Below are 14,273 nucleotides of genomic sequence, written 5' to 3'. Positions count from 1 at the left end.
CTGAGACCCGGCCCGCCCGGGCCCCCGTACCCCTAAGAAAAACAGGAGAATCCCATGGCATTCACCAACGACGAGGTCCTCGCCGGACTCGCGGAGCTCATCACCGACGAGACGGGCATCTCGGCCGACGAGGTCGCCCTCGAGAAGTCGTTCACCGACGACCTCGACATCGACTCGATCTCGATGATGACGATCGTCGTCAACGCCGAGGAGAAGTTCGGCGTCACCATCCCCGACGACGAGGTCAAGAACCTCAAGACCGTCGGCGACGCCGTCACCTTCATCACGTCGAACCAGGCGTAAGCCCTCCGGTGGGGGCTTCGGCCCCCACCGGCTCACCCACGAGGATCTAGAACCGACATGAGCAACTCCCGCATCGTCGTCACCGGCATCGGCGCGTCGTCGCCGCTGGGCGGCACGGCACCCGAGAGCTGGTCCGCGCTCCTGGAGGGCGTCTCCGGCGCCCGCACCCTGGAGCACGACTGGGTCGAGCAGTACCAGCTGCCGGTCACCTTCGCCGCGGAGGCCAAGGTGCGCCCCGACACGGTCCTCGAGCGTCCGATCGCCAAGCGCCTGGACCCGTCCTCGCAGTTCGCGCTGGTCGCGGCGATGGAGGCGTGGGCGGATGCCGGCAGTCCCGAGGTCGACCCGGACCGCCTGGGTGTCGACTTCGCGACGGGCATCGGCGGCCTTCACACGCTGCTGGACGGCTGGGACACGCTGCGCGAGAAGGGACCGCGGCGCGTGCTGCCGATGACGGTCCCGATGCTCATGCCGAACGCGGCCGCCGGCAACCTCTCCCTCCACTTCAACGCGCGCGCCTACGCGCGCACCGTCGCCAGCGCCTGTGCATCGAGCACGGAGTCGCTCGTGAACGCGATCGAGCACATCCGCGCCGGCTACGCCGACGTCGTGATCGCCGGCGGCACCGAGTCGGTCATCCACCCGGTGACGATCGCCGCGTTCTCGTCGATGCAGGCGCTGTCCCGTCGCAACGACGACCCCGCGACGGCGTCGCGTCCGTGCAGCGTCGACCGTGACGGCTTCGTCATGGGCGAGGGTGCCGCCGTGCTCATCCTCGAGACCGAGGAGCACGCCCGTGCCCGCGGCGCGAAGATCTACGCGGCCGTCGTCGGCGGCGGCGTGACGGCGGACTCGTACCACATCACTGCGAACGACCCCGAGGGTCTCGGCGCGTCGCGCGCCGTGCGGATGGCGCTGGAGATGGCGGATGCCTCGGTCGACGACGTGACGCACATCAACGCCCACGCCACCTCGACGCCGGTCGGCGACCCGAACGAGTACACCGCGCTGCGGTCGGTCTTCGGGGCGCGGATCGACGACATCCCGGTCTCCGCCACGAAGGCGTCGACGGGTCACCTCCTCGGTGGCACCGGCGCACTCGAGGCGATCTTCACGGTGCTGGCGATCCAGAACCGCATCGCTCCCCCGACGATCAACCTCACGACGCAGGACCCCGAGGTGCCGTTCCGCATCTCGGGAACCCCGATGCCGCTCGGCGACGGTCCGCAGCTCGCGATCAGCAACTCGTTCGGCTTCGGCGGTCACAACGCCGTCGCCGCGTTCGCCTCGGTCTGACGCCTCGGCCTCATTCCTCGACGCGAAGACGCCCCCGGTGAAGCCGACCGGGGGCGTCTGTCGTGTCAGGCGGTGGTTCGCGGTCCCGCGACCCGGGATTCATGGCCTCCGAGCCTCGGTAGTGGCGCCTCGCACCGCCTGCGTCTGTGGAGTTGTCGTGCGCGCTCAGCCCACCTTGTGGAGCCAGACGACGGGGGCGGCGTCGCTGGCGTGGCGGAACGGCTCGAGCTCCTCGTCCCACGCCGCACCGAGCGCGACCTGCAGCTCGCGGTGCAGTTCGAACGCGTCACCGCCTGCGAGCTCCATCGCGTACCTGATGCGGTCCTCGCCGATGACGACGTTGCCCGCGGTGTCGGTCTGCGCATAGTGGATGCCGAGGCCCGGCGTGTGCAACCACCTGCCGCCGTCGCTGCGCGGGGTGGGGTCCTCGGTCACCTCGAAGCGCAGGTGCTCCCACCCGCGGATCGCTGTGGCCAGTGCGGAGCCCGTGCCGGCGCTGCCCTCCCAGTAGAACTCGGCGCGCCGGCTGCCGCTGAGGACCGGCTGATCGGTCCACGCGAAGCTCACCGCACGCCCGAGAGCACGGCCAACGGCCCACTCGAGGTGGGGGCACAACGCTCGTGGCGCGGAGTGGATGAAGATCACCCCACGCGCCTGATGTGTCGCCATGATCTCTCCGTTCGTCAGGTGCGTCTTCCCCTACGACCTGCGACGGTGTCACGACGAGCATGTTCGGTTGTGCTGCCGCCATTATCGCCGAGAGGGCCCCGGAATCACAAGACTGTGATTCCGACGCCCTCTGGGAGTCGGCGGAGCGAGGCTCAGGCCTCGCTCATCGCCTGGACCTCGGCCTTGCCCTTTGCGGCGTAGTACGCGGCACGGGCGGCGTCACGGCGGGCCTGCTCGGCCTGGCCGGCGTCGAGGACGTCCTGCGGAACCTCGAACAGCTCCGCCTCGGGCTTGCCGTTGTACTTCGCGATGTAGGCGTCGAGCTCGGGGCCCGACTCCCACGACGTGATGAGGCAGTAGCGCGGCTCGTCGCCGTTGTGCGTGGCGGCGTGCCACAGGCGCTGCGTGTCGATGATCAGCTGCGCGCCGGCCGGCAGGGCGATGCGGTACTCGACGCTCGGGTCGGTGCGGTTCTCACGAAGGACGAAGAAGCTGTCCTTGTCGTCGGTGAGGTTGAAGAAGCCGCGCACGACCCAGCCGGTGCCGTCGGGGTTGAGGCGGTTGTTGTCGTCCTGGTGGAGGTTGTAGAGGCAGTCGGCGTACGTGTTCGGCTGCAGCTCGATGATGCGGCAGCGCCCGACGTTGGCACCCGGCTCCTGCGCACGTGCGGTGAGCGTCGGCGCGATCTCGGTCTGCGAATCGATCCACACGCCGTCCTTGTCGGTGCGCGGCGGGGTGTGGTTCCAGAAGCCGTTGCACTCGATCTCTCCCTTGGCCGAGGCCAGCGGAGCGAAGCGGGTGTCGCCCGAGGACTTCCAGTCGACGTACTCGACGTCGAGCCACTCCTTGGGGTCGATCTCGTTGTTGTACGAGTCCAGGACCACGAAGCCGGTCTCCTCGAGAGCGGCGGACTTGATGTAACCCATGACGGATTGCCTTTCGGTCAGCGGGCCAGCGCGTTTTTACAGGCCCAACTTAGGCAAGCCTACCTCGGGCCCTTCGGACGCCCCCGGGGGCGGGCCGTGAATAACCGGGCGCTCGGAGTGCCCCCATAGACTGGACGGGCCATGGTGAGTGCCACGAACGTCGATGCGACCGCTGTCAACACGATCGGATGGCTGTCGGCAGCGGATTGGACGATCGTCGTCCCGGTCTATCAGCGGCAGTACCGATGGGACATCGGCGGGTGCGAGCAGCTCCTGGCCGACATCCGCGCGGTCGCGGACCTCGACGACCGCCGCATGCACTTCATCGGCTCGCTGCTGTCGTCCGCGAGCGGCGAGGGCGAAGAGGCGGAGCTCGTGCTGATCGACGGTCAGCAGCGGACGACGACGCTCATGCTGCTCGTCGCGGCCTTGCACCACACCGTGCGCGAGACCGACCCCAAGCTGGCCGACCAGCTGCAGCGCGTCCTGGTGCACTCGCACGACGCGACGCGCACCAAGCTCCGCCCGCATCGCGCCTGGGCATCGGTGTTCGAGCGGGTCGTCCTCGACCTCCCGCTCCCACCCGGCTCGCAGCGCGACTCCCGCTTCGACGACAACTACGCGTTCTTCCGCAGTCAGATCAGCCTCGAGGAAGCACCCCACATCTGGCGGGGACTGCAGAAGCTCGAACACGTCGCGATCACGCTCGGAGCGGGGGCGAACGCGCAGCAGATCTTCGAGAGCCTCAACTCGACCGGCGAGCCGCTGCGCGATCACGAGCTCATCCACAACTACGTGCTGATGGGACTCACGCACGCAGAGCAGCGGCGGATCGAGTCCGAGTTCTGGCAGCCGATCGAGCAGAACACCGGTGACGCGATCGCCGAGTTCTGGCGCCAGTACCTCATCATGACGACCGGCCGCGAGGTGACGGTCGTCGGCGGGCGCGGCGTGTACGACGCATTCCGCCAGGTGTTCCCGCGGCTCGAGTTCGCCGACCTGCTGCGCCACGCCGATCAATGGCGGGCGCTGTCGCGCGTGTACCGCGTGCTGCTGCATCCGGATGAGGCTTCGGATGCCGAGATCTCACGTCACCTCGGGTACCTCGGCACATTCGGCACCGCCATGTACCCGCTCGTGATGCGGGCGTACCGCGATGTCGAGCTCGGCCGCATCGACCGCGCCGAGCTGATCGAGACCCTCGAGATGGTCCAGTCGATGCTGGTGCGCCGCTCGGTCGTCGGCACCGGGGTGGAGCGCCTCGTCGCCCGCCTCTGCCGCGCCCGCGAGGAGGGGTTCGACGCGCTGGTCTCGGCGATCTCGCGCATCACCCCGTCCGACGAGCGAATCGCGGTGGCGCTGAAGTACTCCGAACTCCCCCACGCACCGTACGTGCTCGGCCGCATCGCCGGCGTCGACGGCACGGGTGGGTTCGACGTCGAGCACATCTTCCCGCAGGCGCCCGGTGACGGCTGGTCGGGCGACGGCATCCGCGAGTGGGCGTCCTACAGCGACGACGAACAGAACAGCCACCGTGCCTTGGCCGGCACGATCGGCAATCTCACGGTCCTCGAAGAGGATCTGGCCCTGCGCGCCTTCGACCGGTCCTTCCCCGAGAAGCAGGCGCTGTACGCCCGGAGCACCGTGGCGACCACCGCCGAGCTCGCGGAACTTCCCGCGTGGGGCACGGCGGCGATCGCCGCGCGCTCCGCACAGCTCACGGAGCGGTTCGTCGATGTGTGGAAGCGCCCCGGCGGCCCCGCCATCGACGACGACGGACTCACTCCCATCCTCGACGCCGTGCGCCGGCGCGGCTGGCCCGCGGGCTGGCATCGGGAGTGGTCGTACGTGGAGTACTGCGGCGAGCACTGGGAGGTGCCCGACGTGAAGTATCTCTTCAATCGCGTCTTCAAGCGACTGTGGGCCGACTCACGCGACGCGGTGATCTCCTACAGCGCCCGACGTGGTGGCCCCGTGTACACCGCGCAGTCCTGGAACGGTCAGTGGGACCGCCTCGACGACGAGCACTCGCTCTACATGGGCTGGGATTCCAGCTACATGCTGAGCGCGGTGCAGGGCGTGCTCGAAGAGGCAGGCCTCGCCCCCGAGGTCTTCGTCAAGTACTCCTACATCGGCAACGCGATGTGAGAGGGGACGGATGCCTCGAATCGAGGCATCCGTCCCCTCATCGCGGGCCGGAAGCAGCCGTCAGTCGAACGAGACGGACGCGTTCTCGTTGTTGAGCACGATCACCGGGGTGATCGACGGGTGGCCGGCCGCCTCGATCTTCTTCAGATCGAAGCGCAGCAGCGGTGTGCCGGCGGTGACCTTCTGTCCCTTCTGGACCAGGGTCTGGAAGCCGTCGCCCTTCATCCCGACCGTGTCGATGCCGACGTGGATGAGCAGCTCCGTGCCGTCCTCGAGGACGAGCGCCACTGCGTGGCTGGTCTCGAAGGTCGCCCCGATGGTGCCGTCGGCCGGCGCGACGACGGTGTCGCCGATCGGTTCGATCGCGAGGCCGGGGCCCATGATCCCTTGCGCGAACGTCGGGTCGGGCACCTCAGAGAGCGCGACGACCGTGCCTTCCAGCGGCTGGCGCAGCTTCACCGTGGTGGTGGCGGGAGCGTCGGTCATCACCGCGGTGGTGGCCGCGGCGGCGATCGCCGGCTCCGGGGTGGCTCCCACCGGTGCCTGGACCTCGCCGGCGATGATCTGCTCCATCGCATCCTTCACGAACTGCACGTTGGTGCCGTACACCACCTGCACCGACTTGCCACCGGGTTTCATCGTGCCCGCGGCGCCGGCGCGCTTGAGCGCGGCGTCATCCACCTTGCTGACGTCGTCGATCTCCATTCGCAGACGGGTGGCGCAGTTCTCGAGCTCGAGGATGTTCTCTTTGCCTCCGAGCGCGTCGATGAAGCGGCTGCCGGTGACGAGGTACTTGTCGTCGGCGGCGTGCGTGTCGTACTCGGTGCCCTCGCCCAGGATGTCGTCGTCCTCACGACCGGGCGTCTTGAGGTTGAACCGCTTGATGAAGAAGTAGAACACCCCGAAGTAGACGAAGAACCAGAACACGCCCATCACCGGGATGAGCCACGGGTTCTGCGCCATCGGGTTCATCCAGTTGAGCACGAGGTCGACGAAGCCGGCCGAGAATCCGAAGCCCATGCGTACGGGAAGTATCTGGCTGATCGCCATCGAGATTCCCGTGAACAGGGCGTGCGTCACATACAGCACAGGAGCCAGGAACATGAAGGCGAACTCGAGCGGCTCCGTCACGCCGACGAAGAACGACGAGATCGCGCCACCGAGCAGGATGCCGTAGGCGAGCTTCTTGCGCGTGGTCTTGGCTGTCAGGTACATCGCCAGAGCCGCGCCGGGAAGACCGAACATCATGATCGGGAAGAACCCGGTCATGTACTGGCCGGTGACCCCGTAGGTGCCTTCGCCCGACAGGAAGTTGTTGAGGTCGTTGATGCCGGCGACATCGAACCAGAACACCGAGTTGAGGGCGTGGTGCAGGCCCACGGGTATGAGCAGACGGTTGAGGAACCCGTAGATGCCGGTGCCGAAGGGGCCGAGCGTGACGATCCACTCGCCGAAGGTGACCAGTCCGCCGTAGACCCACGGCCACACGAAGTACAGCGCGACGGCGACGACGAGCGAGACACCCGCGGTGACGATCGCGACCGAGCGCTTGCCGGAGAAGAACGACAGTGCGTCTGGCAGCTTCGTGTCCTTGAAGCGGTTGTAGCAGAACGCTCCGATCAGACCGCAGATGATGCCGACGAAGACGTTCTGCACCTTCAGGAAGGCGGGGTCGACCTCGTTGACGTCGGCGATCCCGGTGTAGAGCGCCACCGTCTCGGGCTTGAGCAGCGTCGTCACCACCAGCCAGGACACGAGTCCTGCCAGTGCCGACGTGCCGTCAGACTTCTGCGCCATGCCGAGTGCGATGCCCACGGCGAACAGAAGAGCCATGTTGTCCAGGAGCGAGCCGCCGGCGGCGCCGAGGAACGCCGACACGATGTTGGGACTCTTCCCGCCATTGCTGATCCAGAAGCTGATGCCCGAGAGGATCGCGGCGACCGGCAGCACAGCCACCGGGAGCATGATCGATCGTCCGAGCCTCTGCAAGAACTTCATTGTTCGCCTCCACAGGGAGCCAGGGGACAGTTGATGAGGCCGACGCTACACGCAGAGGCGGTCCGCGGAACAGGGTGGATCTCAAAAAAGTTAGGCGGGTGAACGAATCCCGTCGCGAAACGTGTGTTCGCGCCGGCCGTGCATGCCCGGTTCTACGCTGTGAGCATGACGGAGTCTCCGACCGACGCTCAGCCGCGCATCCGATGGGGGTGGTTCACCGCGTGCATCGTGGCCGGTTCGACGCTGATCGTCCTCGGCCTGCTCGCGGCTCCCGGTGCGGACCGCGCGGCGTACCTGGCCGGCGTCCTCGGCGGCGTCGGCACGACGCTGTTCCTCGTCGGCATCGTCCTGCTGCTGGAGCGGCGGATCATCGACACCGCCACCAGAGTGGTGCGCGATGCCGCCGAGGAGGCGCGCGTGCGCTCCGACGCGTCCGTCCGTGAGCAGGTGCGCGACCTCGAAGAGCGGATCGCCGGCCTCTGGGCGACGTCGACCGAGACGGCCGAGGAAGCCGTACGCAAGCAGGACGAGACGCACCGCATGACCGACGAGTTCGCGCGCCGCGTCGTCGACGAGTACGCCGGCGAAGAGAGCCCCCCGCAGCAGGAGTCCGGGTCTTCGTAGGGCGGGTGGGACTTGAACCCACGATCGTCGGGTTATGAGCCCGCTGCCTTCACCAGCTTGGCCACCGCCCCTTGCGCACACCGGGTGCGCGCAACGAGCCTACCGGCCCGCCGAGCCGGATGCCCGCGTCAGCGCGGGTCGGTGTCGTCGGCGCGGTCCTTCACGGGCGGCTCGGGCCAGACCTTCGACACGGCCTCGGTGACCTTGACGGAACCGGTGCGCGGATGCGCGGCATCCGTCACCCCTCCGCTGCTCCCCCGCTGGATCGGGAGCTCCTGGCTCTCGCTGATCACCTGCGGGTGATGCCGGGCGAGCTGGAATACACCCCAGACGGCGACCGCCCCGACGACGGCGAACGAGATGTAGACCCACAGCGGTGCGCCGGCGGCCTCCTGCAGCACCGTCAGGCCGATGAAGATCGCGACGATCGGGTCGATGACGGTGAGCCCGGCGACGACGAGGTCCGGCGGGCCGGACGCGTACGCGCTCTGCACGAAGTAGGCGCCCACGATGGCGCCGATGATGAGCGCGATGAGGCATGCCCACGTGAGCCCGTTGAACTCGCTGACCTTGAAGCGCTCGATCACGACCTTCGCGAGCGTCGCGACGAAGCCGTAGATCACACCGGCCGCGACGATGTAGAAGAGCGCGCCCATGCGCTTGCGCAGCCAGATCCACAGACCCGCGAACACGATGGTGACGATGCCGAGGAGCACCAGGATAGTGATCAGCTGACCGTTGGAGACGGGCTTCTCGGTCGCGAACAGCGCCGCGATCGTGACGAACACGAAGATGCCGCCGACGCAGGCGGCGATCGCGATGAGCGATCGCTTGGTGGGCTTGTGCCCGCTGATCTGCGCGTTCAGCAGGGTCGTGATGACGAGGGCGATCGCGCCGAGCGGCTGCACCACGATCAGCGGGGCGAACGCGAGGGCGGAGAGCTGGCACACGATGGCCAGGGCGAGCATGAGCGTGCCGATGACCCACGACGGACGCGCGAGCAGCTTGAGCAGATGGCTGAGTTCCAGCCCCGCGCTCCCGCTGGACCCGGTGAGGCGTTCGACCTTGGTCACGCCGCGGTGCTGGTACTGCGCGCCGAACGACATGAAGACGGCGCCGAGCAGCGCGAGAGGGATGCCGATCAGGATGCCGGGGTTCTGGAACGCGCCGACGAGCTGATCGCCCACGTCCTCGAGCTCGACACCGGTCCACACCACATATCGACACTAGCCGGACTGGTCGCTCGATAGGCTCAAGGCGTGGCTGTTCTCCCGATTCGCATCATGGGCGATCCCGTCCTGCACGCTCCCGCCTCCCCCGTCGACGAGATCACGGAAGAGATCCGCACGCTCGTCGCCGACATGTTCGAGACGATGGATGCCGCCCCCGGCGTCGGCCTCGCGGCACCGCAGGTGGGTGTGCCGCTGCGCATCTACACCTACACCTACGCCGACGACGACGGTGAGCCCTGGCGCGGCGTGATCATCAACCCGGAGCTGTGGATGCGGCCGCTCGAGCCCGGCGCGCCCGATCCCGACGAGGAGTCGGAGGGATGCCTGTCCTTCCCCGGCGAGCGGTTCCCGCTGCGCCGCTCCGACGAGGTGATGGTGACCGGCACCGATCTCGACGGCGCCGAGGTCGGCATCCGGGTCGACGGCTGGCGGGCACGCATCATGCAGCACGAGTTCGACCACCTCGACGGCATCCTGTACGTCGACCGGCTGGACGACGGCGACTGGAAGACCGTGCAGAAGATCGCGCGCAAGCGCGGCTGGGGTCGCCCGGGCAGCGCCTGGACCCCCGGCATCGACGACATCGACGCCTGATCTCGCGGCGAGCCGCGATACCCTCCTGGGGTATGGCGTAGAGTGTGGTGCGACGCCACGCCCCGCCGCCACGCCCGAGGAGGAGATCGGATGCCGCTCCCGACCGCCTCGCCACGTGCGGCGTCGGCCGTACGGCTCTTGACGATCCTCGCCATCGTCGTCGGCCTGTTCGGGATGCATGTGCTGACCTCGCCCGCCTCGCATGCGGCCCACGGATCGCCATCCGCGATCTCGGTCGAAAGCGGCGGGGCGACGGCCTTCGAAGGTGCCGCGCACGCACCCCATGCGGCGGCGATGACGTCCGGCAACGACGCCATGGCCGGCGGCGCGTACACCTCTTCAGCGAAGTCCTGCGCGGATGGCTGCGCCGGTGCCGCGAACGGGTCGGGAGGCAGTGCGTGGGCGGTCGCCTGCGTCCTCGTGCTGCTGCTGACCGCACTCCTCGTCGCGCCGCGCCCGTCGTCATGGCTGATGGCATGGAGCGACCTGCGCCTGCTCGTGGCCGCGTCACGCGACGCGGCGGACCGGGCGCCGCAGCATCCACCATCTCTCATCGTGCTCTCGATCAGTCGGACCTGATCCGCATCGCGCCCGCACGAGCGGGCGATGCGTCACCGCGCCCGCGCGGATCAGAACAACCGACACGCCGATCGAAAGAGACCTCGAAATGAACACACGCACACCCCTCCGCGCCATCGCGGTCGCCGCTCCCCTGGCCCTCGCCGTCCTCCTCGCAGGCTGCGCAGGCGGTGGATCCGGCTCCGAATCCATGCCCGGCATGGATCACGGCTCGCCCGCACCGTCGGGCTCCGTGACCGCCGTGACGACAGCCGACCAGATGTTCGTGACGATGATGATCCCCCACCACCAGCAGGCGATCGAGATGGCCGAGGTCGTGCTGGCCAAGGACGAGGCCGACCCGCGCGTCGTCGACCTCGCGGAGCGCATCAAGGCCGCACAGGGGCCCGAGATCGCGCTCATGCAAGGGTGGTTGGAGGACTGGGGCGTCCCCTACGACGCCGACGCCTCGGGCGGAATGGACCACGGCGACGGCATGATGTCGCAGGACGACATGTCCGCGCTCGAGGCCGCCGACGGCGCGACGGCGAGCCGGCTGTTCCTCAAGCAGATGATCGTGCACCACGAGGGCGCCGTCGAGATGGCGGACGTCGCGCTCGCGCAGGCGAAGGACCCCGGCGTGCTCGCGCTCGCGCAGCAGGTCGTCGACGACCAGACCGCCGAGATCGCGGAGATGAAGGAGCTGCTCACGAACCTGTGACCGGACGAGGGCGGGCGGGATGCCGCGGCCTCCCGCCCGCCCTTCGGTCACCGCCCGGCGACCCTCAGCCGCCCAGTCCCGTGACCAGATTGATCACCGTTGCGAGGATGACGGCGCCGAACAGGTAGGCCAGCAGCGTCTGCGCGATGACGGTGCGGCGGATCGCGTTCACCGTGACGTTCGTGTCGGCGACCTGGTAGGTCATGCCGAGGCCGAGCGAGAAGTACGCGAAGTCGGTGTACATGGGGTCTTCGGACTGGTTGAAGTCGATGCCGCCGACCGGGTCGGTGTAGTACAGGTGCGCGTAGCGCAGCAGGTAGTCGACCTGGATGAGACCCCAGGATGCCGCCACCTCGATCACCGCGATCCCCGCGAGCAGGAACGACGTCAGCTCGTCGGCCCGCTGTGCCTGGAACAGCACGACCGCGACGGCGCCGAGGCTCGCGATGCTCCCGACGAGGGCGATCAGCCGGGTCACACGCCTGCTCGGGTCTTCGATGGTCGCGTGGGCGCGCGTCTGCGCGGCATCCATCCGCCACACCACCGGCAGGATGAACAGCATGCTCGTGATCGACAGCGCCGACCACGCTGCCAGCAGACCCGCGGCGAGCCCCAGAAAGGGCGTGACGGCGACTCCCGCGATGATGCCGACCCCGAAGGAGACGAGGCCGCGGGTGAGGATCGATGGTCCGACGTGCGCCATGCTCGCATGATCCCACAGCGCCGGCCGCGGCCCGCCCGGTGGGGTCACACCGGCGCGGCGGCGCCCCGGCGGTTCTGACGTTCGACCCAGCGGCGAAGCTCGGCGTCGGCGCCGGGCGGCGCCTGCGCGATGACGTTCATGCCCTGGCGCACGAGCGTGGTGCCCGTGCGCATCGGGCCCCACACGCGTGCCGTCGACAGCGCCCCGGTGTCGACGTCGCGCACCTGCACCTGGGTGGTGTCCGACGGCTTGCGGCGTCCGGCCCGGCCTGCAACGTGCTGCACCACGAGCACCGGCAGATCGTGTGCGGCGGCAGTCGCGAGGACGGTGTCGAGATCGTGGGCGGCCCACTGACGACGGATGCCGCGCACCGTCCACAGCGCGACGAGGACGACGACGATCGTCGCGATCCCCGTCGGCACCAGCCACAGGCTCACCACGGCCAGGACGAGCGACCACACCGCGATGCCGCGGAAGGCCAGCAGGATCGCGGCGACGGACGGCACCAGCGCCAGGAAGAGCCACGGTGAGGGCACTGCGATCGGGAACATCCACGGTGCGCCGCCCAACAGCACCACGATGCCGACCCACGCCACCGCGCCGGCGAACAGCGCCAGCGAGATCAGCAACGGGATCGAACGGTAGATCGGCGCCGGCGCCGGGACGCCGCCCTCGACCGCCAGCGGCGGCGACGGCTTGGCACGACCGGGCATCGGCACTCCTGGAGAGAACGGCGGGAAAGAAGAAAGCCCCGGGGGTGGAGCCCCGAGGCCTTCGCTCCCCCACTTGGACTCGAACCAAGAACCTATCGGTTTCCAGCCGTCCGGCGAAATCGTTCACGTCGACTTCGCTCGCGGCCGCGGCGCCGGCGAGCAGAGCGCCTGACGCTCAGCATTTTGGACGGCCGAAGTGCTCGGCGTGTCGCTCCCATCTTCGATTAACTCCGGTGATATGAGCAACAGTAACAACAGCCTCATCATCACCGCCTTTCACACGTGGCTGCTCGCGTCCGACCGCGGTTCGGGCACCATCGACCTGCGCATGCGGCACGTCCGCACTCTTGCGCTGAGCGTGGACCTCGCGAGCGCCGGCATCGTCGACCTCGAGCAGATCATGGCGCGCCGCCGCACGCTGGCGCCCGAGACCCGGAAGTCCGAACTCGCGTCCTGGCGCGTGTTCTTCGGATGGGCGCACAAGCGCGGCATCCGCACCGACGACCCGACCACCGATATCCGGTCGATCCGGGTCCCGGTGCGGGTGCCTCGCGTCGCGCCGGATGACGATGTCGAACTCGCGCTCTCGAGGGCGTCGACTCAGCAGCGCGCGATGGTGCTGCTCGCCCGGTACGGATGTCTGCGCCTCACCGAGCTCACCACGTTGCACATGCGCGCGCGTGAGGGCGAGCGGCTGCGGATCATCGGCAAGGGCAACAAGGAGCGGATCGTCTATGCCAACGAGCCGCTGTTGTTCGCCCTGCACGCGATCGAGCGCGAGCAGGGCCGCGGCGGATATTACTTCCCCGGCATCCGTTCGCCGCACATGCACCCGATGAGCGTCAACAAGATCATCACTCGACTCACCGGATGGAACCCGCACAGCCTGCGCCACGCTGGCGCGACGGCCGCGTACAACGTGACGGGTGACCTACGGGCAGTGCAAGAGATGCTCGGCCACGCGTCGCTCGCGACCACGCAACGCTATCTCCACCTCGACGACGAGGCCCGCCGGCGGATCGCGGCGGCGACGGTGATGCACAGGAAGCGACCGATCGCCGCCTAGGATCGGGCGCATGGACGCATCGATCATCCTGTGGGTGCTGCTCGGCATCCTCGTGAACGCGCTCGTGCTCTACGTCGTGATCCGGGTCGGGGTGAAGCACGGCATTCTGTCCGTCCGCCGCCAGGACGCCGAGGATGCCGACCGCGCGGCAATGCGCGCGGCCGGCATCCGGTCATCCGACCTCGACTAGCCCCGCGCGCCGGGTCTGTAGATGACGCCGACCCCGCCGCCGATGATGCCCATGACGCTCGTCGCGACGCCGCCGGTGGCGAGCACCTGCGGTGCGATGTCGGGGAACCAGATGCCGGCGATGCCCGACGCGAACACGGATGCCGCGGCCGTGGCGAGCGTGGCCCAGTAGACGCCGTCACGCACGCGCGCCGAGACGCGCGGCCGGTACTCACGAGCGAGCTCGGCCGTGTACTCGATGCCGGTGGCGGGCAGCTCGAGCGCGCCTGCGGCCTCGAGGCGGGCTCGAGTCTCGGCGCGGGTGGAGGGGGTCGGGGTCATGGTGTTTCCTTTCAGCCGATGAGTTCGCTAGACGATTTGCAGCAGCGTGAGCACGAGCGCGGCGACGGCCGCGAGTGCTGCCATCACTGACGGCCACGTTGGTGTGCGCTGCGCGGTGGCAGTCTTGATGTCTCGCACGTCGCGTTCCACCGCGATCAAGCGCTGGTCGAGGCGTGCGAGCACCACGTCGGTGTCTTCCGTGGGCGGCATGA

General features: G+C 68.6%; 17 protein-coding genes and 1 tRNA gene. 9 read left to right on the top strand and 9 right to left on the bottom strand.

Annotation, left to right across the window (positions count from 1 at the left end; genetic code table 11):
- Window positions 1–54: 54 nt before the first annotated feature.
- Window positions 55–303: an acyl carrier protein gene (locus AC1DDU_RS16415; protein ID WP_013586517.1), complete on the top strand. Its 249-nt coding sequence runs from the start codon at window positions 55–57 to the stop codon at window positions 301–303.
- Between the two features lie 57 nt (window positions 304–360).
- Window positions 361–1,599 carry a beta-ketoacyl-[acyl-carrier-protein] synthase family protein gene (locus AC1DDU_RS16410; protein ID WP_477435938.1) on the top strand — a complete coding sequence of 413 codons (1,239 nt, stop codon included), beginning with the start codon at window positions 361–363 and terminating at the stop codon, window positions 1,597–1,599.
- Between the two features lie 165 nt (window positions 1,600–1,764).
- Here AC1DDU_RS16410 and AC1DDU_RS16405 read toward each other — a convergent pair whose 3' ends face one another.
- Together AC1DDU_RS16405 and AC1DDU_RS16400 are read right to left on the bottom strand one after the other, a co-directional pair.
- The gene (locus AC1DDU_RS16405; protein WP_477435936.1) at window positions 1,765–2,268 is read right to left on the bottom strand and encodes a DUF3145 domain-containing protein; all 504 of its coding nucleotides are present in this window, start codon (window positions 2,266–2,268) and stop codon (window positions 1,765–1,767) included.
- Between the two features lie 152 nt (window positions 2,269–2,420).
- Complete coding sequence (locus tag AC1DDU_RS16400) at window positions 2,421–3,194, bottom strand: hypothetical protein (RefSeq protein ID WP_477435934.1); 774 nt, start codon at window positions 3,192–3,194, stop codon at window positions 2,421–2,423.
- Between the two features lie 141 nt (window positions 3,195–3,335).
- Here AC1DDU_RS16400 and AC1DDU_RS16395 point away from each other — a divergent pair, with 141 nt between their 5' ends.
- Window positions 3,336–5,342 carry a DUF262 domain-containing protein gene (locus AC1DDU_RS16395; RefSeq protein WP_477435932.1) on the top strand — a complete coding sequence of 669 codons (2,007 nt, stop codon included), beginning with the start codon at window positions 3,336–3,338 and terminating at the stop codon, window positions 5,340–5,342.
- Window positions 5,343–5,402: 60 nt separating this feature from the next.
- Here the strand turns inward: AC1DDU_RS16395 and nagE are convergent, their stop codons facing one another.
- On the bottom strand, window positions 5,403–7,307 hold the full coding sequence (gene nagE, locus AC1DDU_RS16390; RefSeq protein ID WP_477435930.1) for an N-acetylglucosamine-specific PTS transporter subunit IIBC: 1,905 nt from the start codon (window positions 7,305–7,307) through the stop codon (window positions 5,403–5,405).
- 198 nt (window positions 7,308–7,505) lie between these two features.
- On the opposite strand from nagE, the gene AC1DDU_RS16385 reads away from it, so the two are divergent.
- Window positions 7,506–7,964 carry a hypothetical protein gene (locus AC1DDU_RS16385; RefSeq protein WP_477435928.1) on the top strand — a complete coding sequence of 153 codons (459 nt, stop codon included), beginning with the start codon at window positions 7,506–7,508 and terminating at the stop codon, window positions 7,962–7,964.
- Here the strand turns inward: AC1DDU_RS16385 and AC1DDU_RS16380 are convergent.
- Both AC1DDU_RS16380 and AC1DDU_RS16375 read right to left on the bottom strand, forming a co-directional pair.
- A tRNA-Ile gene (locus AC1DDU_RS16380) sits at window positions 7,962–8,035 on the bottom strand. The genes AC1DDU_RS16385 and AC1DDU_RS16380 overlap by 3 nt on opposite strands.
- A 57-nt stretch (window positions 8,036–8,092) precedes the next feature.
- Window positions 8,093–9,181, bottom strand: coding sequence for a DMT family transporter (locus AC1DDU_RS16375; protein ID WP_477435926.1), 1,089 nt, complete (start codon window positions 9,179–9,181; stop codon window positions 8,093–8,095).
- A gap of 42 nt (window positions 9,182–9,223) precedes the next feature.
- Here AC1DDU_RS16375 and def point away from each other — a divergent pair, with 42 nt between their 5' ends.
- The 3 genes from def (at window position 9,224) to AC1DDU_RS16360 (ending at window position 11,069) form a co-directional block, all read left to right on the top strand.
- Complete coding sequence (def, locus tag AC1DDU_RS16370) at window positions 9,224–9,790, top strand: peptide deformylase (protein ID WP_477435924.1); 567 nt, start codon at window positions 9,224–9,226, stop codon at window positions 9,788–9,790.
- A 138-nt stretch (window positions 9,791–9,928) separates the two neighbouring features.
- Entirely contained in the window at window positions 9,929–10,369 is a 441-nt protein-coding gene (locus AC1DDU_RS16365) for a DUF6153 family protein (RefSeq protein WP_477435923.1), read from the top strand.
- An 88-nt stretch (window positions 10,370–10,457) separates the two neighbouring features.
- On the top strand, window positions 10,458–11,069 hold the full coding sequence (locus tag AC1DDU_RS16360) for a DUF305 domain-containing protein (protein ID WP_477435921.1): 612 nt from the start codon (window positions 10,458–10,460) through the stop codon (window positions 11,067–11,069).
- Between the two features lie 64 nt (window positions 11,070–11,133).
- On the opposite strand, the gene AC1DDU_RS16355 is transcribed toward AC1DDU_RS16360, so the two are convergent.
- Together AC1DDU_RS16355 and AC1DDU_RS16350 are read right to left on the bottom strand one after the other, a co-directional pair.
- Complete coding sequence (locus AC1DDU_RS16355; RefSeq protein WP_477435919.1) at window positions 11,134–11,772, bottom strand: DUF1345 domain-containing protein; 639 nt, start codon at window positions 11,770–11,772, stop codon at window positions 11,134–11,136.
- Window positions 11,773–11,816: 44 nt separating this feature from the next.
- Window positions 11,817–12,485 carry a hypothetical protein gene (locus AC1DDU_RS16350; RefSeq protein ID WP_477435917.1) on the bottom strand — a complete coding sequence of 223 codons (669 nt, stop codon included), beginning with the start codon at window positions 12,483–12,485 and terminating at the stop codon, window positions 11,817–11,819.
- A gap of 196 nt (window positions 12,486–12,681) precedes the next feature.
- Between AC1DDU_RS16350 and AC1DDU_RS16345 the strand changes: the two genes are divergently transcribed.
- Window positions 12,682–13,551: a tyrosine-type recombinase/integrase gene (locus AC1DDU_RS16345; protein ID WP_477435915.1), complete on the top strand. Its 870-nt coding sequence runs from the start codon at window positions 12,682–12,684 to the stop codon at window positions 13,549–13,551.
- A 10-nt stretch (window positions 13,552–13,561) separates the two neighbouring features.
- Complete coding sequence (locus AC1DDU_RS16340) at window positions 13,562–13,741, top strand: hypothetical protein (RefSeq protein ID WP_477435913.1); 180 nt, start codon at window positions 13,562–13,564, stop codon at window positions 13,739–13,741.
- Here AC1DDU_RS16340 and AC1DDU_RS16335 read toward each other — a convergent pair.
- Window positions 13,738–14,061: a hypothetical protein gene (locus AC1DDU_RS16335; RefSeq protein ID WP_477435911.1), complete on the bottom strand. Its 324-nt coding sequence runs from the start codon at window positions 14,059–14,061 to the stop codon at window positions 13,738–13,740. The genes AC1DDU_RS16340 and AC1DDU_RS16335 overlap by 4 nt on opposite strands.
- A 27-nt stretch (window positions 14,062–14,088) precedes the next feature.
- The gene (locus AC1DDU_RS16330; RefSeq protein ID WP_477435909.1) at window positions 14,089–14,271 is read right to left on the bottom strand and encodes a hypothetical protein; all 183 of its coding nucleotides are present in this window, start codon (window positions 14,269–14,271) and stop codon (window positions 14,089–14,091) included.
- Between the last annotated feature and the right edge of the window lie 2 nt (window positions 14,272–14,273).

This window comes from Microbacterium sp. 05T445 (genome assembly GCF_056395865.1).
Note: the sequence above shows the minus strand (reverse complement) of the source record. Positions and strands in the feature narration are given on the sequence as shown.